Annotated in this window: 17 protein-coding genes and 1 tRNA gene; 10 read left to right on the top strand and 8 right to left on the bottom strand. The window is 72.3% G+C overall.

Annotated elements, in window-relative coordinates; all coding sequences use genetic code 11:
- Positions 1-11 precede the first annotated feature (11 nt).
- From ACFU9E_RS24380 to ACFU9E_RS24390, 3 genes are all read right to left on the bottom strand, one after another.
- On the bottom strand, positions 12-1,211 hold the full coding sequence (locus tag ACFU9E_RS24380) for an IS701 family transposase (RefSeq protein WP_380686563.1): 1,200 nt from the start codon (positions 1,209-1,211) through the stop codon (positions 12-14).
- A gap of 225 nt (positions 1,212-1,436) precedes the next feature.
- On the bottom strand, positions 1,437-2,285 hold the full coding sequence (locus tag ACFU9E_RS24385) for an NAD(P)H-binding protein (RefSeq protein WP_380686561.1): 849 nt from the start codon (positions 2,283-2,285) through the stop codon (positions 1,437-1,439).
- 36 nt (positions 2,286-2,321) lie between these two features.
- The gene (locus tag ACFU9E_RS24390; protein ID WP_380686559.1) at positions 2,322-3,563 is read right to left on the bottom strand and encodes an acyltransferase family protein; all 1,242 of its coding nucleotides are present in this window, start codon (positions 3,561-3,563) and stop codon (positions 2,322-2,324) included.
- A gap of 229 nt (positions 3,564-3,792) precedes the next feature.
- Between ACFU9E_RS24390 and ACFU9E_RS24395 the strand changes: the two genes are divergently transcribed.
- The 7 genes from ACFU9E_RS24395 to ACFU9E_RS24425 all read left to right on the top strand — a co-directional run bounded on the left by ACFU9E_RS24395 (position 3,793) and on the right by ACFU9E_RS24425 (position 12,802).
- Positions 3,793-4,773 (top strand): NADPH:quinone reductase, encoded by a 981-nt coding sequence (locus ACFU9E_RS24395; protein WP_380686557.1) that lies wholly within the window; start codon positions 3,793-3,795, stop codon positions 4,771-4,773.
- Positions 4,774-4,870: 97 nt separating this feature from the next.
- On the top strand, positions 4,871-6,331 hold the full coding sequence (locus ACFU9E_RS24400; RefSeq protein ID WP_380686555.1) for an MFS transporter: 1,461 nt from the start codon (positions 4,871-4,873) through the stop codon (positions 6,329-6,331).
- 84 nt (positions 6,332-6,415) lie between these two features.
- Entirely contained in the window at positions 6,416-7,201 is a 786-nt protein-coding gene (locus ACFU9E_RS24405; RefSeq protein ID WP_380715339.1) for an alpha/beta fold hydrolase, read from the top strand.
- 69 nt (positions 7,202-7,270) lie between these two features.
- Positions 7,271-7,840 (top strand): hypothetical protein, encoded by a 570-nt coding sequence (locus ACFU9E_RS24410; protein ID WP_380685296.1) that lies wholly within the window; start codon positions 7,271-7,273, stop codon positions 7,838-7,840.
- Positions 7,837-8,442, top strand: a complete 606-nt coding sequence (locus ACFU9E_RS24415; RefSeq protein ID WP_380685294.1) for a hypothetical protein — start codon at positions 7,837-7,839, stop codon at positions 8,440-8,442. The genes ACFU9E_RS24410 and ACFU9E_RS24415 overlap by 4 nt, the downstream gene beginning before the upstream one ends.
- Positions 8,443-8,597: 155 nt before the next feature.
- Complete coding sequence (gene hrpA, locus ACFU9E_RS24420) at positions 8,598-12,599, top strand: ATP-dependent RNA helicase HrpA (RefSeq protein ID WP_380685292.1); 4,002 nt, start codon at positions 8,598-8,600, stop codon at positions 12,597-12,599.
- A gap of 129 nt (positions 12,600-12,728) precedes the next feature.
- Positions 12,729-12,802: transfer RNA gene (locus ACFU9E_RS24425), tRNA-Asp, on the top strand.
- Between the two features lie 387 nt (positions 12,803-13,189).
- Here ACFU9E_RS24425 and bldC read toward each other — a convergent pair.
- Both bldC and ACFU9E_RS24435 read right to left on the bottom strand, forming a co-directional pair.
- Positions 13,190-13,396, bottom strand: a complete 207-nt coding sequence (gene bldC, locus ACFU9E_RS24430; RefSeq protein ID WP_014137253.1) for a developmental transcriptional regulator BldC — start codon at positions 13,394-13,396, stop codon at positions 13,190-13,192.
- A 546-nt stretch (positions 13,397-13,942) separates the two neighbouring features.
- The gene (locus ACFU9E_RS24435) at positions 13,943-14,848 is read right to left on the bottom strand and encodes a hypothetical protein (protein ID WP_380685290.1); all 906 of its coding nucleotides are present in this window, start codon (positions 14,846-14,848) and stop codon (positions 13,943-13,945) included.
- Between the two features lie 245 nt (positions 14,849-15,093).
- Here ACFU9E_RS24435 and ACFU9E_RS24440 point away from each other — a divergent pair, with 245 nt between their 5' ends.
- Positions 15,094-16,254 carry a Glu/Leu/Phe/Val dehydrogenase dimerization domain-containing protein gene (locus ACFU9E_RS24440; RefSeq protein WP_380685288.1) on the top strand — a complete coding sequence of 387 codons (1,161 nt, stop codon included), beginning with the start codon at positions 15,094-15,096 and terminating at the stop codon, positions 16,252-16,254.
- A gap of 415 nt (positions 16,255-16,669) precedes the next feature.
- Positions 16,670-16,927, top strand: a complete 258-nt coding sequence (locus ACFU9E_RS24445) for a DUF3073 domain-containing protein (protein WP_327679361.1) — start codon at positions 16,670-16,672, stop codon at positions 16,925-16,927.
- 166 nt (positions 16,928-17,093) lie between these two features.
- Here ACFU9E_RS24445 and purM read toward each other — a convergent pair whose 3' ends face one another.
- From purM to ACFU9E_RS24460, 3 genes are all read right to left on the bottom strand, one after another.
- On the bottom strand, positions 17,094-18,182 hold the full coding sequence (gene purM / locus ACFU9E_RS24450) for a phosphoribosylformylglycinamidine cyclo-ligase (protein ID WP_355362162.1): 1,089 nt from the start codon (positions 18,180-18,182) through the stop codon (positions 17,094-17,096).
- Positions 18,183-18,258: 76 nt separating this feature from the next.
- A complete protein-coding gene (purF, locus tag ACFU9E_RS24455) occupies positions 18,259-19,842 on the bottom strand; it encodes an amidophosphoribosyltransferase (RefSeq protein WP_355362164.1) in 1,584 nt (527 codons plus the stop codon).
- A 231-nt stretch (positions 19,843-20,073) separates the two neighbouring features.
- Positions 20,074-20,982: a diacylglycerol kinase gene (locus ACFU9E_RS24460; RefSeq protein WP_380683062.1), complete on the bottom strand. Its 909-nt coding sequence runs from the start codon at positions 20,980-20,982 to the stop codon at positions 20,074-20,076.
- A 126-nt stretch (positions 20,983-21,108) separates the two neighbouring features.
- Between ACFU9E_RS24460 and ACFU9E_RS24465 the strand changes: the two genes are divergently transcribed.
- The gene (locus ACFU9E_RS24465) at positions 21,109-22,392 is read left to right on the top strand and encodes an adenylosuccinate synthase (protein ID WP_380683061.1); all 1,284 of its coding nucleotides are present in this window, start codon (positions 21,109-21,111) and stop codon (positions 22,390-22,392) included.
- The last annotated feature ends 82 nt before the right edge of the window (positions 22,393-22,474 follow it).

The following is a 22,474-nucleotide window of genomic DNA, read 5'->3' on the forward strand; positions in this document are numbered from 1 at the left end:
CCGCCCGGGGCTCACGGCCGGTCGTCGCCGCGGGCCAGCACCGCCACCGCGTGCGCCGCCGAGGCCAGCGTGATGTGCCGGTGCCAGCCGCCGAACGAGCGCCCGGCGAAGTCCCGCACCCCGACCCGGTCGGCGGTCCGGGTGAAGTCCCGGTCCACCCGCTCGGCCAGCCGGGCCAGCCGCACCAGCCCGGCCGGTGGCAGGTCCACCAGGTCGGTGAGCCACAGCTCGGCCGGCCAGCGCCCGCCGACCGTGCCCACCCCGAGCAACAGCAGGTCCGCGCCGCCGCGCCGCCCCCGGTCCGCCCGGGCGGGCCCCGGCCAGGCCGGACGCACCCGCACCGCGGCCACCAGCCCGGCGCGCAGCGCGCCCGCCGCGTCCGACCAGACCACCGGCCGGCGCAGCTCCCGGGCGGCGGTGAGCAGTTGGCAGGCCGGCCCGGGCCCGGCCGGGTGGCCGGGCAGCGGCGCCACCGGCCGCAGCGGGAAGGAGCCGTTCACCCGGACCAGCATCGGCACCCGCTCGGCCCGCATCCGGCGCACCATCCGCAGCCCGTCGGCGTCCCGGGCGTCCGCGACCACCGGGCGGGCCGGCAGGCCCCAGCGGGCGGGCAGGCCGAGCACCGCCTCCAGCGCGCAGTCGCCGAGGCTCTCCGCGTCCACCTCGTCCGGGATCAGGGCCTGGCTGCGCCGCGGCGCGTCCTCCAGCCAGGTGCGCGGCAGGTGCAGCCGCCAGTTGACCGGCCCGCTGAAGCTCTCCGAGGCGGCCCAGACGCCCACCGCCTGCTGGGCGTTGAGCACCTGGCCGAGGGCCGGGATGAAGCGGCGGTCCACGCCCACCGAGTGGTCGCCGGCCTTCGGGACGACCATCGGCCGCAGCACGTAGGCCTGCGGCGGGGCGATCCGGGCGAGGTGCTGGGCAAGCGCCTGGCGGACCGGGCCCCAGTCCCAGGTGGAGCTGGTGATGAAGTGGTGCAGGCTCTGCTCGGCGGCCGGACCGCCGACCATGGTGGCGATGTTGCGGATCGACTTGCGTCCGCTCGCGCCGAGCAGTCCGCGCAGGTACTGCGCGCCCTTGCGGCGCTGGTCGCTGCGCGGGAGCGAGGCGAACAGCACCCCGCACAGCTCCTTGAGCAGCACCTCGTGCGAGGCGTCGAGCAACCGGCCGTCCTCCGGCGGGGCCTGCGGCTCCACCGGCAGCGGTCGGGTCATGGCTGTTCCGCTCATCGGTCCCCCCTCGAATCGCGGTGTGGCTGCGCCGTACTCACGGCCGGGGTCCGTGTCCAGACCCTAGGCTTCGCGCCCCGTCCCGCTAAGGTGCGCGGCCCACCCGTCCGGCGCGGTCGGTGGTGGCCCGGCCACCGGGGTCCCGCCGACCGGTGCGGCGGATCCGCATTCCGGTACGGCGGGCCCCGGTGGCGGGCCCGGGTCGGGCACTCAGGCGGTGAAGTCCGCGGCGTGGTCGCGGGCCCACTCGGCGAAGGTCCGGGCCGGGCGGCCGGTGAGCCGCTCCACCGTGTCGGACACCTCGGTGGGGACGCCGTCGGAGCCGGCCCAGTAGCCGACCACCGCGTCCATCACCCAGACCGGGACGATCGGGGCGAGCGCCTCGCGCGCCTCGGCCTCGGTCAGCTCCTCGAACTCCAGCGGCCGTCCGAGCGCCTCGGACAGCGCCGCCAGCTGCTCGCGCTGGGTGATCGAGACCGGGCCGCTGAGGAAGTACGCCTGCCCCTCGTGGCCCGCCCCGGTGAGCACGGCCGCCGCGACCGCGGCGATGTCCTTCTCGTGGATCGCGTCGCTGTGCGACTCCGGGTACGGGAAGCGGATCCGCCCCTCGGCCCGGATCGACTCCGGCCAGCCCCACATCAGGATGTTGGTGGCGAAGTTGTGCGGCCGCAGGAAGGTGTGCGGGATCCCGGAGGCGAGCACCGCCTCCTCGACCGCGCGGTGCATCTCGACGATCGGCTTCTGCACCGGGAAGGACTCCACCACGGTCTGCGAGGAGAGCACCACGACGTGCCGCACGCCCGCCTCCTTCGCCGCGGCGAGGAAGCCGGCCGTGCTCTGCGGAACGGCGTAGAGGAACACCTTCTCCACCCCGGCCAGCGCCGGGCCGTAGGTGTCGGGGTCGGTGAGGTCGAGCACGGCGGTGTCGGCCGGGGCCGGCGGCGTCAGCTTCTCCGGGGTCCGGGCGCCGGCCCGGACGTCGGCGCCGGCCGCCAGCAGGTGCGCCAGCACCTCGGCGCCGACCTGGCCGGTCGCCCCGGTGACGAGGATCTTGCCCATGGGTACGGCTCGCTTTCTGAACGTCGGTCGGGAAGGTCAGGGGGACGGGGAGGACGAGGAGGACGAGGAGGACGAGGGTGACGCGGAGGACGGCGCCGCGGCCGTCCCGGCCGGCTTGCGGCGCGGGGCGGAGAACCGCCGGGTGATCGGCGCCTCGACCAGCCGGTACAGCACCCAGGAGAGCAGCACGGTCACCGCGATGGCGAGCAACAGCAGGCCGACACCCTCGACGGTGGAGTACATCCGGGTGCCGAGCAGGTCGCGCAGCTCGGTCAGCACGACGAAGTGCAGCAGGTAGAAGGCGAAGGAGATCTCGCCGAGCCAGGTCATCGTCCGGTTGCGGAAGGGGGTGAACCGGCCGTCCCGGTCGGCGATCGCGGTGGCCGCGACCAGCAGCGCGATCGGCAGCACGGTGAGGGCCCGCTGGGCGTACAGGTAGGGCATCCAGCGGGTGGCGGCGTAGCCGGCCACCAGCAGCACGCCGGACCAGACCATGCCGATGTCGCGCCAGCGGCCGGAGCGCACCGCGAGCGCGACCAGGATGCCGAGCGCGAAGTCGACCATCCGCACCGGCGGGAGCACGTAGGCGAACCAGTACTGGGAGACCGAGGCCCCGTAGCCCCCGGGAACGCCGGGGGTGTCGGGCAGCAGCAGGTAGGCGAGGGCGGGGGTGGCGACGACGGCGGCGACCGCCCCGGCTATCCAGTACGGCAGCCGCTCGGGGCGGATCGCGCGCAGCGCCCGGTGCAGCAGCGGGAAGGAGAGGTAGAAGACCAGCTCGGCGCCGAGCGACCAGCTCGGCGGGTCGACGCTGAAGTAGGTGTTGAAGTCGGGTATCCAGACCTGCACCATCAGCAGGTTGAGCACCGCGGTGCGGACCGGGGTGTAGGCACCCGCGAACAGCACCAGGGCCAGCGCCCAGGTGACCACGTAGTTCGGGACGATCTTGACCAGGCGCCGCCGCCAGAACCCGGTCGCGGTGTCTCCGGGGCGGGCCGACCAGGTCAGCACGAAGCCGCTGAGCACGAAGAAGAAGGCCACGCCGAGGCCGCCGGCCTGGTCGGCGAGGTCGGTGAAGCGGTACTCGGCGCGGTCGTCGGCGAAGAACCGCAGGGTGGGGATCGGCAGCGCCGCGTGGTAGGCGAAGACCGCGAGGGCGGCGGGGAAGCGCAGGCCGGTCAGGGACGGCAGACGGACGGCGGCTGGGCGCGTCGTGCCCGGTCCGCTCCCGCCGGCGGGTCTCGGTCCCGGCTGGGCGAGGAGTCGGTCGGTGGCCATGGTTCCGTCCTTGGGGTCGGGCGATGGGTGGGGACGGAGGCAGGCCGGCCCCACCCGCAGACCAAGTAAACTACTCCGTGCAGATGAGAGATTGCACCGATCGGTGTAGCATCTATGTCAGGTCGGGGGACAACCCGTCCACACCCTGCTTTCCTTCCGAGACAAGGGAGTTGACGAACGATGCCGCGATCCGACGCCGCCCGTGCGCATCTCCCGCAGGATCGGCCCCATGCGTGCAGCGTTCATTCCGCAGCTCGGACCGGCCACCGTCATCCGTCACGGCGAGGTGCCCGAGCCGGTCCCCGGCCCCACCGACGTCCTGGTCGAGGTGACCGCCGTGTCGGTCAACCCGGTCGACATCTTCGTCCGCTCGGGGCTCTTCCCGACCGCCCTGCCCTTCCCGTTCGTGATCGGGCGGGACCTCGTGGGCACGGTGGTCAGGGCCGGCCCCGGCGCCCCCGGCTTCACCCCCGGTGACCGGGTCTGGAGCAACAGCCTCGGCCACCAGGGCCGGCAGGGCGCGGCGGCCGAGCGCGCGGCCGTCCCCGCCGACCGGCTCTACCACCTGCCCCCGGACACCGACCCGGCCGAGGCCGTCGCCGTCGTCCACCCCGCGGCCACCGCGTACCTCGCCCTGTTCACCCACGGCGGGCTGCGCACCGGCGAGACCGTGCTGGTCGGCGGCGGGGGCGGCAACGTCGGCGGCGCCCTGATCGTGCTGGCCGCCGAGGCCGGCGCCCGGGTGGTCGCCACCGCGAGCCCCGGCGACGCCGGGCACTGCCGGGCCCTCGGCGCCGCCGAGGTGCTCGACTACCGCGCCCCCGACCTGCCCGACCTGCTCCGCGCCGCCTGCCCCGGCGGCATCGACGTCCACCTCGACACCTCCGGCACCAACGACCTCGCCACCGCCGTCGACCTGCTCGCCCCGCGCGGCCGGATCGTGCTGCTCGCCGGCGCCCGCTCCCGCCCCGAACTGCCCGCCGGCCGGCTCTACATGAAGGACGGCTCGATCCGCGGGTTCGTCATCTCGCACGCCACCACCGCCGAGCTCGCCGAGGCCGCGGTCGCCGTCAACCGGCTGCTCGCGGCCGGCCGGCTGCGCCCGCGGGCCCTGGAGATCCATCCGCTGAGCGCCGCCGGCGAGACCCACCAGCGGCTGGAGAAGGGCGAGCTGAACGGCCGACGGGTCGTCCTGACCCCCGGGCCGTGACGGCTCGCCCCGCGTCCCCCCGCACCTCCCGCACGCCCCGCACGCCCCGCACGCCCCTGGCCGACGCTCCCCCCGACCGCCACCGAAAGGCTCCCCCATGTCCCCGTCCGCCGGCGCCGAGCAGGCCGCCGGGCCGCGCCGCTCGGGCCTCCTGCTGGCCCTGCTGGCGTTCGCCCAGTTGATCGTCTCGATCGACTACAACATCGTCTACGTGGCGCTCCCGGAGATCGGCAGCGGCCTCGGCTTCTCCGCACAGACCCTGCAGTGGGTGGTCAGCGCCTACGCGGTCGCCTTCGGCGGCTTCCTGCTCTTCGGCGGCCGGGCCTCCGACCTCTTCGGCCGCCGCCGGATGTTCGTCCTCGGCCTGCTGCTGTACGCCGGCTCCTCGCTGCTCGGCGGCCTGGCCAACGTCCCCGGCCTGCTGGTCGCGGCCCGCGCCCTGCAGGGCCTCGGCGGCGCCTTCCTGTTCCCCGCCACCCTCGCCCTGGTGGTCACCGGCTTCGCCGAGGGCCGCGAGCGCAACCGGGCCCTGTCGGTCTGGGCGGCGGCCGGCGCCAGCGGCATGATCATCGGATCGCTGGCCGGCGGGGTGCTCACCGAGGCCTTCGGCTGGCAGGCGGTCTTCTACGTCAACGTGCCGCTGGCCGGCGGCGCCGCCCTGCTCGCGCCCCGGCTGATCGCCGCCGACGGCCCGCGCGAGAGCGGCCGCTCCTTCGACCTGCCCGGCGCGCTGACCTCCACCGCCGGCGCCACCCTGGTGGTCTTCACCCTGGTCCAGGCACCCGCCTCCGGCTGGACCTCGCCGCTGGTGCTGATCACCGCCGTGCTCGGCCTCGGCCTGCTCGCCGCCTTCGTGGCGATCGAGTCCCGGGCCGGCGACCCGCTGATGCCGCTGCGGCTCTTCCGCAACCGCAACCTGTCCACCGGCGTGCTCACCACCTTCCTGTTCATGGCGAGCTTCGGCACCCTGCTGTACTTCCTGACCGTCTACTTCCAGACCGTGCACGAGTACAGCGCGCTGCGCACCGGCGTCGCCTTCCTGATCCCGATGGCCTGCGGCTTCCTCGGCTCGATGCTGGGCGGCCGGCTCGCCACCCGCTTCGGCGCCCGCAACACGCTGATCGCCTCCTACCTGTTCGGCGCGCTCGGCACCGCCGCGGCGGCGCTGGCCATGGAGCCGGACGGCAGCTACGTCGCCCTGCTGCCCGGCCTGGTGGTGCTCAGCGTCTGCCAGGGCGTCATCTTCACCACGATGTTCGCCGCCTCCTCGACCGGGGTGCACCCCTACGAGCAGGGCATCGCCTCCGGCATCGTCTCCACCGGCCAGCAGGTCGGCAGCGCGGTCGGCCTCGGCGCCCTGGTGGCGATCGCCAACGCCGGCACCGAGGGCCTGACCGGCGAGGCACTGCGCTCGGCCACCACCGACGGCCTGCGCACCGCCGTCCTGGTCGCCACCGGCGGCATCGTCGCCCTGGTCCTGGTCGCACTCGGCTTCGACCGCGCTCCCCGCCCGGCCGCGGACGCCGTCGACGACGGTGCCGCGAAGAGCCTGGCCTGACCGACCCCGCCCCGGCTCCGTTCCGCTACCCGTTCAGCCTTCCGTCCGCCCTTCCGTTCCGCTTCCCCGAGGAGAACCTCCGCCATGCCCATCGTCGAAAGCCCCAGCGCCCGCGTCTCCTACACCGTGGCGGGCTCCGGCCACCCTCCCCTGATCTTCGTGCACGGCACCGGCTTCGGCGCCGCGGGCACCTTCGGTCACCTCACCGGTGACTTCACCGACGTCCGCACCGTCCTGCTGCCGGACTTCGCCGGCTGCGGCGACACCGAGGACGACGGCCGCGAGCTCACCCCCGAACTGCTCGCCGAGCAGATCGCCGCCGTGATCGAGGCGGCCGGCGACGGCCCGGCCGACGTGGTCGGCTTCTCGCTCGGCTCGGTGGTCGCCGCCACCCTCGCCGCCCTGCGCCCCGAGCTGGTGCGCAGCCTGGTGCTCACCTCCGGCTGGAGCCGCCCGGACGACGCCTACCTGCGCAACCACATGACCACCTGGCAGGCCATCCGCGGCGACGCCGACGCCTTCGGCCGATTCGGCACCCTGACCGCGTTCAGCCGCGACCACCTCAACTCGCTGGACCACGCCGCGCTCGAAGGCATCATCAAGGGCAACCAGCCCACCGAGGGCGCGCTGCGCCACATCGACCTCAACCTGCGCGCCGACATCCGCCCGCTGCTGCCCCGGATCACCGCCCGCACCCTGGTGATCGGCTGCACCCAGGACGCCACCGTCCCGGTCGGGCTCTCCCGCGAGCTCGCCGACGCCATCACCGGCAGCACCTACGCGGAGATCGACAGCGGTCACGTCGTCGTCTACGAGCAGGGCGCCGAGTGGTCCCGCCTGGTCCGCGACTTCGTCCTCCAGGAAGGCTGATCAGCGCCCCAACAACAGTTCCCGCCCCGGGTGATGACACATGATCACCCGGGGCGTAGGGTTTCGACCGTGGACGAACTGACCTTCCGCTCGAAGGACCGGTACCACTGGTCCTGGAGTTTCGCCATCTGGTTCGGGATGGCCGCGGCCATCGCCGGCGCCCGGGTCGTGTACGACCTCGGCACCACGACCCTCCTCTGGATGACCGGCGGCATCGCCGTTCTCTCCGTCCCCCGCCTGGTGGCCCGCGACTCGTGGAGCACGGTCGGCCCCGCCGGGATCACCATCCACGGCCCCGTCCGCCGCCGCGGCCGCACCTATCCCTGGCAGGACGTCCGGTGGATGGAGGTGTACGAGACGGAGAGCCGGTTCGGGCCGTGCCGCATGCTCCAGATCCACTTCGCCAACGGCCGCAGCCGCTTCCTGACCGGGCTCGTCCAGGACCACTCGCACCCCTCGCCCGACTTCGACGAGCAGGTGTGGCGGGTGCGCAACTGGTGGCACCTCAGCACCGAGCCCGCCGCCCGGGTGCGACCGCCGAAGAAGTTCCTCGACCTGCCGACCTCCCAGCTGGTCGCCCTGGTGGCCATCGTCGTGATCGGCACCGTCGTCCCCGTGATCGTGATCCACAAGTGGTGACGCCGGCCGGGTCCGGACCCGGGGCACCGGACGCAGGCGAACTGGTCTTCCGCGGGCGGGACCGCTACCGCCCGTCCCCCGCGCACCTGGCCCTGGTGCTCCTCGTCCCGGCCGTCGAGGCCGCCGCCACCATCCGCGGCCTGGGCCTCACCGGCGCCCTGTGGCTCGCCGGCGGCACCTTCGCCTTCATCGGCCTCGGCCTGGCGCTCGCCCGGCGGAGCTTCAGCGCGGTCGGGCCCGGGGGCATCACCGTCTGCTGGGGCTTCGGGCGCGGACGCACCCACCCCTGGCAGGAGATCCGCTGGATCGACGTGCGGACCACCAAGGCCGAGGGCGGGACCGCGTCCCAGGTGCGGATGTTCCTCGCCGACGGCTGCCGCCGCGCGCTCCCCGGGCTGGCGGACAGCCCCCTCCACCCCTCCCCGGACTTCGAGGAGCAGTACCGCCGCATCCTCGCCCGGTGGGAGCTGAGCACCGAGGAGTCCGGCCGGGTCCGGCCCCGGAGGCAGCTGCGGGACCGGATCCCGCCCACGGTGGCCGGCTACCTCGTCGCGCTCGTCCTCGTCCCGCTCGGCACGCTGGTCTTCCTCCTGACGAGGTGAGCCCGGCCGCTCCTCACGCACCGCGGCCGGCCCGCTCCGGACGGTGCCGACGGCGTCCCGGGCCGCCGTTGGCAGCGGACCGGCGTCCCCTGTGACACTGGAGTCGCTCGAAAACCGAGGTGCGCCCGACCGCATCTCCTTGCGAACCTAGAGGGATGCCCGCCGTGAGTTCTCCCGCAGTCCAGTCCGCCGCCGAGTCCGCCCGGAGCGAGGGGCCCGGCATCGGCGAGCTGGCCGCGCGCCTGCCCGAGCTGACCCTGCGCGACCAGGTGCGGATCGGCCGCCGGCTGGACGGCGCGCGCCGGGTCCGCAAACCCGAGGCGCGCGCGAAGATCGCCGCCGAGATCGCCGCCGACGTCGCCAGGGCCGAGCTGGTGGTCGAGCGCCGCCGCGCCGCCGTGCCCGCCATCGACTACCCCGCCGAGCTGCCGGTCAGCCAGAAGAAGGACGAGATCCTCGAAGCCGTCCGCGATCACCAGGTGGTGATCGTGGCGGGCGAGACCGGCTCCGGCAAGACGACCCAGATCCCCAAGATCTGCCTGGAGCTGGGCCGCGGCGTGCGCGGCCTGGTCGGCCACACCCAGCCCCGCCGGATCGCCGCCCGCACGGTGGCCGAGCGGGTCGCCGAGGAGCTGCGCAGCCCGCTCGGCGAGGCGGTCGGCTGGAAGGTCCGGTTCACCGACCAGGTCGGCCCGGACACCCTGGTCAAGCTGATGACCGACGGCATCCTGCTCGCCGAGATCCAGACCGACCGCGAGCTGCGCCAGTACGACACCCTGATCATCGACGAGGCCCATGAGCGCAGCCTCAACATCGACTTCCTGCTCGGCTACCTCAAGCAGCTGCTGCCCCGCCGCCCCGACCTCAAGGTGATCATCACCTCCGCGACCATCGACCCGGAGCGGTTCTCCCGGCACTTCGAGGACGCCCCGATCGTCGAGGTCTCCGGCCGCACCTACCCGGTCGAGGTCCGCTACCGCCCGGTCGTGGACGAGGGCGACGAGGACGGCGACGCCGACGAGGCGGACCGCGACCGCGACCAGATCCAGGCGATCTGCGAGGCCGCCGAGGAGCTCCAGGCCGAGGGCCCGGGCGACATCCTGGTCTTCCTCTCCGGCGAGCGCGAGATCCGCGACACCGCCGACGCGCTCACCAAGCTCAAGCTCAAGAGCACCGAGATCCTGCCGCTCTACGCCCGGCTGAGCTCCGCCGAGCAGCACAAGGTCTTCCAGCGCTCGCACTCCCGCCGGATCGTGCTGGCCACCAACGTCGCCGAGACCAGCCTCACCGTCCCCGGCATCAAGTACGTGATCGACCCCGGCACCGCCCGGATCTCCCGCTACAGCCACCGCACCAAGGTCCAGCGGCTGCCGATCGAGGCGATCAGCCAGGCCAGCGCCAACCAGCGCAAGGGCCGCTGCGGCCGCACCTCGGACGGCATCTGCATCCGGCTCTACTCGGAGGAGGACTTCCTCTCCCGCCCCGAGTTCACCGACGCCGAGATCCTGCGCACCAACCTGGCCTCGGTCATCCTCCAGATGACCGCCGCCGGCCTCGGCGACATCGCCGCCTTCCCGTTCCTGGACCCGCCGGACTCCCGCAACATCAAGGACGGCATCAGCCTCCTGCACGAGCTCGGCGCGCTCGACCCGGAGGAGAAGGACGTCCGCAAGCGGCTCACCCCGCTCGGCCGCAAGCTGTCCCAGCTCCCGGTGGACCCGCGGATGGCCCGGATGGTCCTGGAGGCGGACCGGAACGGCTGCGTGCGCGACGTCATGGTGATCGCCGCCGCGCTCTCCATCCAGGACCCGCGCGAGCGCCCCGCCGAGAAGCGCCAGGCCGCCGACGAGCGGCACCGCCGCTTCACCTCCGAGACCTCCGACTTCCTCTCCTTCCTGTCGATGTGGCGCTACGTGCGGGAGCAGCAGCGCGAGCTGTCCTCCTCCGCGTTCCGCCGGATGTGCAAGGCCGAGTTCCTCAACTACCTGCGGATACGGGAGTGGCAGGACATCTACTCCCAGCTGCGCACGGTCGCCAAGCAGCTCGGCGTCACCATCGAGGAGGCGCACGACGACGCCGAGCCGGACGCCGACCGGATCCACCAGTCGCTGCTGGCCGGCCTGCTCTCGCACATCGGCCTGTTCGACGTGGAGAAACGCGAGTACGGCGGCGCGCGCGGCGCCCGGTTCGCGGTCTTCCCCGGCTCCGGCCTGTTCAAGAAGCCGCCGCGCTGGGTGATGTCCGCCGAGCTGGTGGAGACCTCCCGGCTCTGGGCCCGGATCAACGCGAAGATCGAGCCGGAGTGGGTCGAGCCGCTGGCCGGCCACCTGGTGAAGCGCAACTACAGCGAGCCGCACTGGGAGAAGAAGTCCGGGGCCGTCCTGGCGTACGAGAAGGTCACCCTCTACGGGGTGCCCGTGGTCGCGCAGCGGAAGGTCAACTACGGCCGGATCGACCCGGAGCTCTGTCGCGAGCTGTTCATCCGCAACGCGCTGGTCGAGGGCGACTGGGAGACCCACCACCGCTTCTTCGCCGAGAACCGCAAGCTGCTCAGCGAGGTCGAGGAGCTGGAGAACCGGGCCCGCCGCCGGGACATCCTGGTCGACGACCAGACCCTGTTCGAGTTCTACGACGGCCGGCTGCCCGACGACATCGTCTCCACCCGGCACTTCGACTCCTGGTGGAAGCAGGCCCGCCGGGACCAGCCCGATCTGCTCAACTTCGAGAAGTCGATGCTGATCAACGACGCCGCCGACGGCGTCACCGAGGCCGACTACCCGGACCACTGGCAGCAGGGCAAGCTCCGCTTCCAGCTCACCTACCAGTTCGAGCCGGGCAGCGACGCGGACGGCGTGACCGTGCACATCCCGCTGCCGGTGCTCAACCAGGTCACCGCGGAGGGCTTCGACTGGCAGATCCCGGGCCTGCGCGAGGAGCTGGTCACCGCCTGGATCAAGGCGCTGCCCAAGGCGGTGCGGCGCAACTTCGTGCCCGCCCCGGACTTCGCCCGCGCCGCGCTGCGCGACCTGAGGAACCACCAGGAGCGCCAGGAACCGCTGCTGCCGGCCCTGGAGCACGCCCTGAAGCGCCTGACGGCGGTCACCGTGCCGCCGGAGGCCTGGGACGAGGAACGGGTCCCGGAGCACCTCAAGGTGACCTTCCGGGTGGTGGACGGCCGCAAGAAGCTCGCCGAGTCCAAGGACCTGGAGGAGCTGCGGCAGCGGCTCAACCCGAAGCTGAAGGAGACGCTCTCCTCGGCCGCCTCCGGCCGGGGCATCGAGCAGTCCGGGCTGACCGGCTGGCCGGAGGGGCTGCCGGTGCTGCAGCGCACCTTCGAGCAGCGTTCCCGCGGCCACGCGCTGCGCGCCTACCCGGCCTTGGTGGACGAGCGGGAGACGGTCGGCATCCGGCTGTTCGACACCCCGCAGGCGCAGGAGCAGGCGATGTGGGAGGGCACCCGGCGGCTGCTGATGCTCTCCACCACCTCGCCCGCCAAGTCGATCCAGGGCCGGCTGGGCAACCAGGCCAAGCTCGCGCTGTCGTACAACCCGCACGGCTCGATCCCGGCGCTCTTCGAGGACGTGGTGGCCTGCGCCGCCGACCGGCTGATGACGCTCGCCGGCGGACCGGCCTGGGACGAGGCGGCGTTCGGCGTGCTGCGCGACAAGGTCCGGGCCGATCTGTACGACCTCTCGGCGGACACCACGCTGAAGACGGCCACCGCGCTGATCGCCTTCCACAAGGCGTCGACCCGGCTGAAGTCGGTGAGCAGCCCGGTGCTGCTGAACGCGGTGAACGACATCCGGCTGCACCTGGCCTCGCTGGTGCACCCGGGCTTCGTCACCGAGACCGGCTGGCAGCGGCTGCCGGACCTCAAGCGCTACCTGCTGGCGGTGGACCGCCGGCTGGAGGCGCTGCCCAACCACCCGCAGCGGGACGCCCAGCAGCTGCTGAAGGTGCAGCAGGTCCAGCAGGCCTACGGGGAGCTGCTGGCGGCCGTCCCGGCCGGGCGGGAGCCCTCCCCGGAGGTGCGGGCGATCCGCTGGATGATCGAGGAGCTGCGGGTCAGCTTCTTCGCCCAGGGTCTCGGCACGCCGTCGCCGGTCTCGGAGAAGCGGATCACCAAGGCGATGGAGGCGGCCAGGGCCACGCTCTGAGCTGCGCCGGGGGCCCTCGGGAGCCGGTTCGGAGCCGGTTCGACCTGGGGGCCCCACATGGGCTACGATCTGTCTTGTTCGCAGCGCGGCCGACAAGGACAAGCGGAGCGGACGGATCAGGAACACTCTGGTCCCGTGGAGCAGTTGGTTAGCTCGCCACCCTGTCAAGGTGGAGGTCGCGGGTTCAAGTCCCGTCGGGATCGCCGTAGTCGAAAGGCCCGGAACCGTTTGGTTCCGGGCCTTTCGCGTTTGCCGGGCCGGCCCTTTTACCCGGACTAGGTCTAGACCACAAGTGACTATGCGTGTGATGGTCGTCACCCGACATTCCCGGGAACCGGCCCTTCGGGCCCCCTTCCCGGAAGGGGCTAATTTAATATGTAAAATTGTACTGCTATTCACAGTAAATCCCCCCCACCTCTTCTCCCTCAAATCGTTATCCGGAGTTCAACATTCCGGATGGATCGCACGAGCACGGGAGTGCCGTGGACGAACTGCGCCCGGGCCCGTCGGAACAAACAAAGGGGCTGCTTACCGGACCCGGCGGAGTCCGGTAAGCAGCCCCTTCGAAAGAGCCTTGAGCGTTCGGCCGGTCAGGCCTCGGTGCGCTGCGCCGGAATACCGGCCAGCAGGGCGCGCACCTCCGCCTCACGGTAACGGCGATGGCCGCCCAGCGTGCGGATCGACGTGAGCTTGCCGGCCTTAGCCCAGCGGGTCACGGTCTTGGGATCCACACGGAACATGGTGGCGACCTCTGCCGGAGTCAGCAGGGGCTCGGCATCGGGGGTACGAGCGGTCATGAGCGGCCTCCTCGGGAGAACCGAACCAGGGCGGTTCTATCCTTCAAATTCTGCACCTTGGCCCGCGATGCCCGAAATGGCATAGACGGGCCGAGTCGGTTATAGGACGAACGGCTTGTCCTGGTGTCTACAACTACACCATCCGTCCAGCCCTATCGACCAAACCGCCAAAATTGACCCCTCACGGGTTCAAGGCCGACGGATCGCGATGGACCACCTCATAACGGGCGGTCACCTAATAGTGACATTCGGTTATGGGGGGACCAGACCCTCCGTTTCCCCGCAAAGCACGCATCGACTCCAGAACCACCCAAAAGTGGGCACGCTCACGTGAAGTTGGGCTGGTTGTCCCATTTTTGCACATAGGGGTGAGTTCGCGTCAACAGTGAGTAGTGTCACGTTCGACAGGTATTGACCCGAACCAGGACCTTGGTCACACGGGTCAGGCCGTAAGACTCTTACAGTCTGACAAGTACCACCGACACCCGCCCCGGCCAGCGATGACGCCCCCTCAGCGCGGCCCGGCCGCACCCGGGCCCGTCCGGCTCAGTTCGCGTGGCGCAGCGCCAGCACCCGCCGCCAGCGCGTCGTCAGCGCCTCGTACGCGCGCAGCGCCTCCGCCGAGTCCCCCGCCCGCAGCGCCCGCAGCCCGTCCTCCAGCTCCCCGGCCGAACGGTCCGCCAACAGCCTGTCCGGCCCCAGCAGGTGCACCAGCCCCCCGTAGTCCAGCTCCACCAGCGACCGCGGATGGAATTCCTCCAGCCACCGCCCGATCTGCTCCGCCCCCCGCACCAGCTCCCCTTCCGGCACCGCCTCGCGCAACGCCCGGTACGCCCGGGCCACCCGGCGGCGCGCCTGCGCCATCGGCGTCAGGTAGAACAACGCCGACGCCCGGTCCCCCCGGACTCCTTCCCCTCCCTTCTCCCCCGCCCCTGCGCGAACGAAGCATCGATCTTCGTCCCCGAACGGCAGGAACCACCGCACCGGCACCTCCCACCGGCTGGTGAGGATCCACGGCCGGGCGTCCGGGTGCTCCGCCCGCCAGCGCTCCCGGTCCGCCTCCGCCTCCGCCCGGGTGGCCGGCGGCAGCGCGGTGTCCAGCAGCGCCACCGGCGCCCCGGCCCGCAGTTCCTCCAGCGCCTGCCAGTTGCGCAGTCTGGTCGCCCACGGACAGATGTACAGCACCCCGTCCACCAGCCGGACGAAGGCCCGCTCGCTCTCCCGCTCCGGCAGCGCCCGGGGGGTGCGGCCCACCAGTTCGGCCAGGGCCGTGCGCTGCTCCGCCAGCGCCGCGGCGGCCACCGAGCGGCCCGCCTCCGGCGCGTCCGGGCCGTGCTCCGCCGCGAAGGCCTGCCAGTGCGCCCGGTCGGGCTCCGGGTAGGCGGCCAGCGGCTCGTAGACCCGCAGGTGCGCGGCGTAGGGCGGCAGCACGGAGGTACGGACGACGGTCACGTCCTGCATCGTCGCACGCGCCCCCCGCCGCCCGGGAGTGTCCGGCGGCGGGTGGCCGCCGCCGGCCCCGTTCGTGGACGCGCCCCCGGGGCGTGAACGGGCTGCTGGCGACCACCCCCGTCTCACCCCTCGGACAACCGGGACGAGCTTCGCCAAGGGGGCGGATCGTCGGCGCCCCCGCGACTACGCTTCGCCCTAGGCGCCCGCACCACAGCAAGCGGGCCTCGAATACTGGAGTCACCACAGTGACCGACGTACAGACCGCCGCCCCGACCCACTCCGCACCCGGCGTGCTCGGCAGGATCTTCGGCAACTCCCAGGACGGCGCCACCGGCGACGGCCACGAGCAGGTCGTCCTCTGCCACGACCGCTCCTCGGGGCTGAAGGCGATCATCGCCATCCACTCCACCGCGCTGGGCCCGGCCCTCGGCGGCACCCGCTTCTTCCCGTACGCCTCCGAGGAGGCGGCGCTGGAGGACGCGCTCAACCTCTCCCGCGGCATGTCCTACAAGAACGCGCTGGCCGGCCTCGACCTCGGCGGCGGCAAGGCCGTCATCATCGGCGACCCGAACAAGGACAAGAACGAGGCGATGCTCCGGGCCTACGGCCGCTTCGTGGAGTCGCTGCGCGGCCGCTACATCACCGCCTGCGACGTGGGCACCTACGTCCAGGACATGGACGTCGTGGCGCGCGAGACGGAGTTCGTCACCGGCCGCTCGCCCGAGCAGGGCGGCGCCGGCGACTCGTCCATCCTGACCGCCTTCGGCGTCTTCCAGGGCATGCGCGCCTCCGCCCAGGCCCGCTGGGGTCAGCCCACCCTGCGCGGCAAGCGGGTCGGCGTGGCCGGCGTCGGCAAGGTCGGCCACTACCTGGTCGGCCACCTGGTCGCGGACGGCGCCACCGTCGTCGTCACCGACGTCTCGGAGGCGGCCGTCAACCGCGTGCGGGCCGCCCACCCGGAGGTGGAGGTCGTCGCCGACACCGCCGCGCTGCTCCAGGCCAAGCTGGACGTCTACGCCCCCTGCGCGCTCGGTGGCGCCCTCACCGACGACACCGTGGCCGCGCTGGGCGAGTCCGGCACCGCCATCGTCTGCGGCGCCGCCAACAACCAGCTGGCCCACCCGGGCGTCGAGAAGGACCTCGCCGACCGCGGCCTGCTCTACGCCCCGGACTACCTGGTGAACTCCGGCGGCGTCATCCAGGTCGCCGACGAGATCGACGGCTTCAACTTCGAGCGCGCCAAGAACAAGGCGACGAAGATCTTCGACACCACCCTGGAGATCTTCACCCGGGCCGCCGCCGACGGCGTGCCGCCGGCCGTCGCCGCCGACCGCCTCGCGGAGAAGCGGATGCGGGAGATCAGCGCGCTGCGCTCGGTGCTGCTGCCGGGCGCCCGCCGGGGCTGATCCCGGTCCGGCCGGGCCCGGCTCGACCGGTGCCCGCCCGGCGCCCGACCGACGATGCGCGGGGGACGTCCACGTCCGTCCCCCGCGCATCACAATGTGGAACCGGATTCTCGATTCTGCACCCGATCGGGTGATCCAAGGTCCCCCTTGGGGGGATAATCGACGAGGAAACAACGGACCTGAGACACCTCCGGACAGCGTGCAGAAAGCCGCAAAACCTCCCCTGACCTGGGACGACCTGGTCGCGGGTGCGGCTGGTGCGCGCCACGTCACACTGACGACGTACCGTCCAGCGGCAGAAACAGGTACCGTTAATGCTCCAAGGGACGGTTCTCCCCATTCGGGCAGGCCGCTCTTGATCATGAACACGTGTCAGACTCGGGGCCGTGAGCCCCATCGTTGAGGGGGTCGACCCATGGGGCGCGGCCGGGCCAAGGCCAAGCAGACGAAGGTCGCCCGCGAGCTGAAGTACAACAGCGGCGGGTTCGACGCCAATCGTCTCTCCAGCGAGCTGGGCGTATCGCCCTCCACCTCCCCGATCGAGCCGGAGCCGATCGAAGAGGACGAGGACGACGACCCGTACGCGGAGTACGCGGCTCGTTACGCCGATGACGGCGAGGACGACGACACCGAGTCGGGTACCGGGCCATCGCAGGCCCGCCGTCGCGCGTAGTCTCCCAGTCCGAGTCTGACCAGACCGGCCTCGGTGCCCAGTGCACCGGGCCGGTTTTCGGCGTTCCCGCACCCGCGTCCGCTGCCCTCGGGCACCGGGACTCGGACAGCGGACGCGGAAGGCCCCTCCGGCGGCGCCGGAGGGGCCTTCCGCGCACCGGCCGGGCTCAGCCCGCCGTGAAGCCCTCGTAGGCGTTGTAGAGGGCCGCGCCGTCCTCGTGCTCGGCGGTGCGGTCGACGATGTCGCCCAGCACCCAGGACTCCACGCCGCGGTCCTCCAGGACCGCCAGCACGGTGTCCACCGAGTGCGGCGGGACGACCGCGACCATGCCGACGCCCATGTTGAGCGTCTTCTCGATCTCCAGGGTGGCCACCTTGCCGACCTCGGCGACGGTCCGGAAGACCGGCAGCGGGGTCCAGGTGCCGCGGTCCAGGCGGGCGTGCAGGCCGTCCGGGATCACCCGGGCCAGGTTGGCCGCCAGGCCGCCGCCGGTGACGTGCGAGAAGGCGTGCACCTCGGTGGCCCGGATCAGCGCCAGGCAGTCCAGCGAGTAGATCCGGGTCGGCTCCAGCAGCTCCTCGCCGAGGGTGCGGCCGAACTCCTCGACCTTGCGGTCCAGCTTCCAGCCGGCCTGGTTCAGCAGCACGTGGCGGACCAGCGAGTAGCCGTTGGAGTGCAGGCCGGAGGCGGCCATCGCGATCACCACGTCGCCGGCCCGGACCCGCTCGGCGCCCAGCAGCGCGTCCGCCTCGACCACGCCGGTGCCGGCGCCCGCGACGTCGTACTCGTCCGGGCCGAGCAGGCCCGGGTGCTCGGCGGTCTCGCCGCCGACCAGGGCGCAGCCGGCCAGCGCGCAGCCCTCGGCGATGCCCTTGACGATCGCGGCGACCCGCTCCGGGACGACCTTGCCGACGCAGATGTAGTCGGTCATGAACAGCGGCTCGGCACCGCACACCACGATGTCGTCGACGACCATGCCGACCAGGTCGTGGCCGATGGTGTCGTGCTTGTCCATGGCGGCCGCGATGGCCACCTTGGTCCCCACGCCGTCGGTGGCCGAGGCCAGCAGCGGCCGCTCGTAGTTCTTGAACGCGGAGACGTCGAAGAGGCCGGCGAAGCCGCCGAGACCGCCGACCACCTCGGGGCGGTTGGCCTTCTTCACCCACTGCTTCATGAGCTCGACGGCGCGGTCGCCCGCCTCGATGTCGACACCGGCGGCGGCGTAGGTGGCGCCGTTCTGGTTGGAGCTGGTCACTGCGGCCCTTTCGGGTCTGTGGTGGGGGTTGGAACAGCGGTGGGGCCCCGGTTCGCGGGACCCCACCGTGGGCTCGTTACGGGCGGCGCAGCGCGTCGGCCGCGCCCGCCCCGCCGAGCAGCGACTGGACGCCGTCCAGGTCGCTGCCGCTGGTCGGCTTGCCGCGGACCGCGGGGGTCTGCTGGCCGCCCTTGATCTCGGCCTCCAGCAGGAGCTTGCCGAGCAGCGCCGGGTCCGGCAGCTCCATCGGGTACTCACCGTCGAAGCACGCCCGGCAGAGCCGGTCCTTCGGCTGCTTGGTGGCCTCGATCATGCCGTCGATCGAGATGTAGGAGAGCGAGTCCGCGCCGAGGGTGCGGCCGATCTCCTCGATGGTCATGCCGTTGGCGATCAGCTCCGCGCGGGTGGCGAAGTCGATGCCGAAGAAGCACGGCCACTTCACCGGCGGCGAGGAGATCCGGATGTGGACCTCGGCGGCGCCGGCCTCGCGGAGCATCTTCACCAGGGCGCGCTGGGTGTTGCCGCGGACGATCGAGTCGTCGACCACGACCAGGCGCTTGCCCCGGATGACCTCGCGCAGCGGGTTGAGCTTCAGCCGGATGCCGAGCTGGCGGATGGTCTGGCTGGGCTGGATGAAGGTGCGGCCCACGTAGGCGTTCTTCACCAGGCCGGAGCCGTAGGGGATGCCGCTGGCCTCGGCGTACCCGATCGCGGCCGGGGTGCCGGACTCCGGCGTCGCTATCACCAGGTCGGCCTCGACCGGGGCCTCCTTCGCCAGCCGGCGGCCCATCTCCACGCGGGAGAGGTGGACGTTGCGGCCGGCGATGGTGGTGTCCGGGCGGGCGAGGTAGACGTACTCGAAGACGCAGCCCTTGGGCTTCGCCTCGGCGAACCGGGAGGTGCGCATGCCGTTCTCGTCGATGGCGATGAGCTCGCCCGGCTCGACCTCGCGGATGAAGGAGGCGCCGCAGATGTCCAGCGCCGCGGTCTCGGAGGCGACCACCCAGCCGCGCTCCAGCCTGCCCAGCACCAGCGGGCGGATGCCCTGCGGGTCACGGGCGGCGTAGAGCGTGTTCTCGTCCATGAAGACGAGCGAGAAGGCGCCCTTGACCTTGGGCAGGACGACCTTGGCGGTCTCCTCGATGGAGAGCTCCGGGTGGCCGGCGAGCAGCGCCGTCACCAGGTCGGTGTCGTTGGTCGCGGCCGTCCTCCCGGAGCGGGAGACGTGCTCCTCGCCGGGGAGTTCGGCGACCATGGCCGCCAGTTCGGCGGTGTTCACCAGGTTTCCGTTGTGACCGAGGGCCAGCGAGCCGTGCACGGTCGCCCGGAAGGTCGGCTGGGCGTTCTCCCAGACCGAGGAACCGGTGGTCGAGTAGCGGGCGTGTCCGACGGCGATATGCCCGTGCAACGACCCCAGCGAGGCCTCGTCGAAGACCTGGGAGACGAGCCCCATGTCCTTGAAGACGAGAATCTGGGAGCCGTTGCTCACTGCGATGCCCGCGGATTCCTGACCGCGGTGCTGCAGGGCGTAAAGGCCGAAGAACGTGAGCTTGGCGACCTCCTCGCCGGGAGCCCAGACACCGAAGACGCCGCAAGCGTCCTGGGGGCCTTTCTCGCCGGGAAGAAGATCGTGGTTGAGTCTTCCGTCACCACGTGGCACGCCTTCGAGTCTAGGCCAGCCGATCCGGCCCTCGGGCACCCGGGCGACCGGAGCTGACCGGGCGTGGGCCGGTAACGCGCGTAGACAAAACCCCTTACCAGAGACGGGTTTGCGTCTGCGGGAACGGACGGCCGACCCGCCCGGCCTTGCGGCCCGCGCCCGTTGGCGTGTTCCGGGCGGGTCCGGCGCTTCGCCCGGCGTTCGTCCGCCGTTCGTCCAACGTGAGCCTGCTCACCCGGGGGCACCGTCGGCGCGGGGCGGCGGCGCGGCGGGCAGCAGCAGGCCCCAGCACCCCGGGTGGACCGTCCAGGTGCGGGCCCGGACCGGCCCGACCGGGCGGCCGTCCGCCAGGTAGCCGAAGCCGCGGCCGGCCACCGAGACGCTGGCCGCCTTCGCCCGGAGCAGGGCGCCGGGGGCGCGGACCACGATCTCCATCACGCCCTCGCCGGCCGCCCCGCCGGCCGGCAGGGTCACCTGGACCACCCGGACCGGCCGGTGCACGTCGGCGAGCAGCCGGCCGTCCGCCTCGACCCGCAGCCGCGAGCTCTGCTCCCCGGCGCCCGGCTCGCCCCGGCCCGGGCGTCCGGTCCGCTCCGGGGTGAGTACGGTCCCCTGCTCGGCCGCAGCCAGTTTCGCCCATAGCGAACGCCAGCCGCTCGGACGGCCCACCGGCCGCCGAGATCCGCTCCCCGAGATCCGCACCCCGCCGAGCGCCACCCCGCCGCCGTCGTCGACCAGCAGGTCCAGCTTGCGCGGCGCGCCCGCCAGCACCGCCCGCGCCGCCGCCACCGGGGCCGCCGGAACGCCCAGTCCGCGGGCCGCCGCCACCTCCTCCGGCCGGCCGACCGGCACCAGGCCCACCGGGTCCGTCCCCAGCTCACGTTGGCGGTGGAGCGCCTGGAGCACCCGCTGGAGGGCCAGATCGGAACCGATCACCACCGGTCGCCTCCGGCCGCGGTGCGAAAGCACCCGGTCGAGCTCGGAAGGCGTCTCCGGACAGGCCACCTTGACGTCCGTCCCACCGGAGAGAACGTCCCTCGCGATCCGCACCGACTCGCCGTCGGACTGCCGGGCCGCCGGGTCGAGGAGCAGGAGAAGCGGCTCCGGGCCGCCGGTTGCAGGCGTGGACAGGGACGACACAACCGGTCCTTCCTCAGGTAATCTCTCGGTGCAAGAGCCCCTTGCGCTATTGCGCCAGGGGCTTCGTCTATCTCGGGGCAGACTGCGGCCTACGCAGGATGCCCCAACCGGAAGGGGTGTACGCCTGTGCCGGCACTCGTGCTCGTTGGCGCTCAGTGGGGAGACGAGGGCAAGGGGAAGGCGACCGACCTCCTCGGCGGCTCCGTCGACTACGTCGTCCGCTACCAGGGCGGCAACAACGCCGGTCACACGGTGGTCATCGGCGACCAGAAGTACGCGCTGCACCTGCTGCCTTCCGGCATCCTCAGCCCGAATGTGACGCCGGTGATCGGCAACGGCGTCGTCATCGACCCGGGCGTGCTGCTCTCCGAGCTCAACGGCCTGAACGAGCGCGGCATCGACACCTCCAAGCTGCTGATCTCGGGCAACGCCCACCTGATCACGCCGTACCACCGCACCCTGGACAAGGTCACCGAGCGCTTCCTCGGCAAGCGCCGGATCGGCACCACCGGCCGCGGCATCGGCCCGACCTACGCGGACAAGATCAACCGCGTCGGCATCCGGGTCCAGGACCTCTTCGACGAGTCGATCCTGCGCCAGAAGATCGAGGCGGCGCTGCACGACAAGAACCAGCTGCTGGTCAAGCTGTACAACCGCCGCGCCATCCCCGCCGACCTGGTGCTGGAGGAGTACCTGGGCTACGCGGACAAGATCAAGCCGTTCCTGGCCGACACCACCCTGGTGCTCGACGAGGCGCTGAAGGCCGGCAAGGTCGTCCTGCTGGAGGGCGGCCAGGGCACCCTGCTCGACGTCGACCACGGCACGTACCCGTTCGTCACCTCCAGCAACCCGACCTCGGGCGGCGCCTGCACCGGCTCCGGCATCGGCCCCACCAAGATCGACCGGGTCATCGGCATCCTGAAGGCCTACACCACCCGCGTCGGCTCCGGCCCGTTCCCGACCGAGCTGCTCGACGAGGACGGCGAGGCGCTGCGCCGCATCGGCGGCGAGCGCGGCGTCACCACCGGCCGCGACCGCCGCTGCGGCTGGTTCGACGCGGTGATCGCGCGCTACGCGACCCGGGTCAACGGCCTCACCGACTTCTTCCTCACCAAGCTCGACGTGCTCACCGGCTGGGAGCAGATCCCGGTCTGCGTGGCGTACGAGATCGACGGGCAGCGGGTCGAGGAGCTGCCGTACAACCAGTCCGACTTCCACCACGCCAAGCCGATCTACGAGACGCTGCCGGGCTGGAGCGAGGACATCAGCAAGGCGAAGACCTTCGCCGAGCTGCCGAAGAACGCCCAGGCGTACGTGAAGGCGCTGGAGGAGATGTCGGGCGCCCCGATCTCGGCCATCGGCGTCGGCCCGGGCCGCGACGAGACGATCCAGATCAACTCGTTCCTGTAGGCCGGGTCCTCCCGGGGAGGCCCTGCGGACCGCTCGGTCCGCAGGGCCTCTTCCTTTGCCCCCGGATCATTGAACTAGCACA

The sequence above is a fragment of the Kitasatospora sp. NPDC057595 genome, from assembly GCF_042800875.1.
Taxonomy (GTDB): Bacteria; Actinomycetota; Actinomycetes; order Streptomycetales; family Streptomycetaceae; genus Kitasatospora.

Coding starts and splice junctions, on each gene's coding strand:
- ACFU9E_RS24380 (WP_380686563.1), bottom strand. CDS start 1,211: ATGACCCGACCGCTGCCGGTGGAGCCGCAGGCCCCGCCGGAGGACGGC.
- ACFU9E_RS24385 (WP_380686561.1), bottom strand. CDS start 2,285: ATGGGCAAGATCCTCGTCACCGGGGCGACCGGCCAGGTCGGCGCCGAG.
- ACFU9E_RS24390 (WP_380686559.1), bottom strand. CDS start 3,563: ATGGCCACCGACCGACTCCTCGCCCAGCCGGGACCGAGACCCGCCGGC.
- ACFU9E_RS24395 (WP_380686557.1), top strand. CDS start 3,793: ATGCGTGCAGCGTTCATTCCGCAGCTCGGACCGGCCACCGTCATCCGT.
- ACFU9E_RS24400 (WP_380686555.1), top strand. CDS start 4,871: ATGTCCCCGTCCGCCGGCGCCGAGCAGGCCGCCGGGCCGCGCCGCTCG.
- ACFU9E_RS24405 (WP_380715339.1), top strand. CDS start 6,416: ATGCCCATCGTCGAAAGCCCCAGCGCCCGCGTCTCCTACACCGTGGCG.
- hrpA (WP_380685292.1), top strand. CDS start 8,598: ATGCCCGCCGTGAGTTCTCCCGCAGTCCAGTCCGCCGCCGAGTCCGCC.
- bldC (WP_014137253.1), bottom strand. CDS start 13,396: ATGACCGCTCGTACCCCCGATGCCGAGCCCCTGCTGACTCCGGCAGAG.
- ACFU9E_RS24445 (WP_327679361.1), top strand. CDS start 16,670: ATGGGGCGCGGCCGGGCCAAGGCCAAGCAGACGAAGGTCGCCCGCGAG.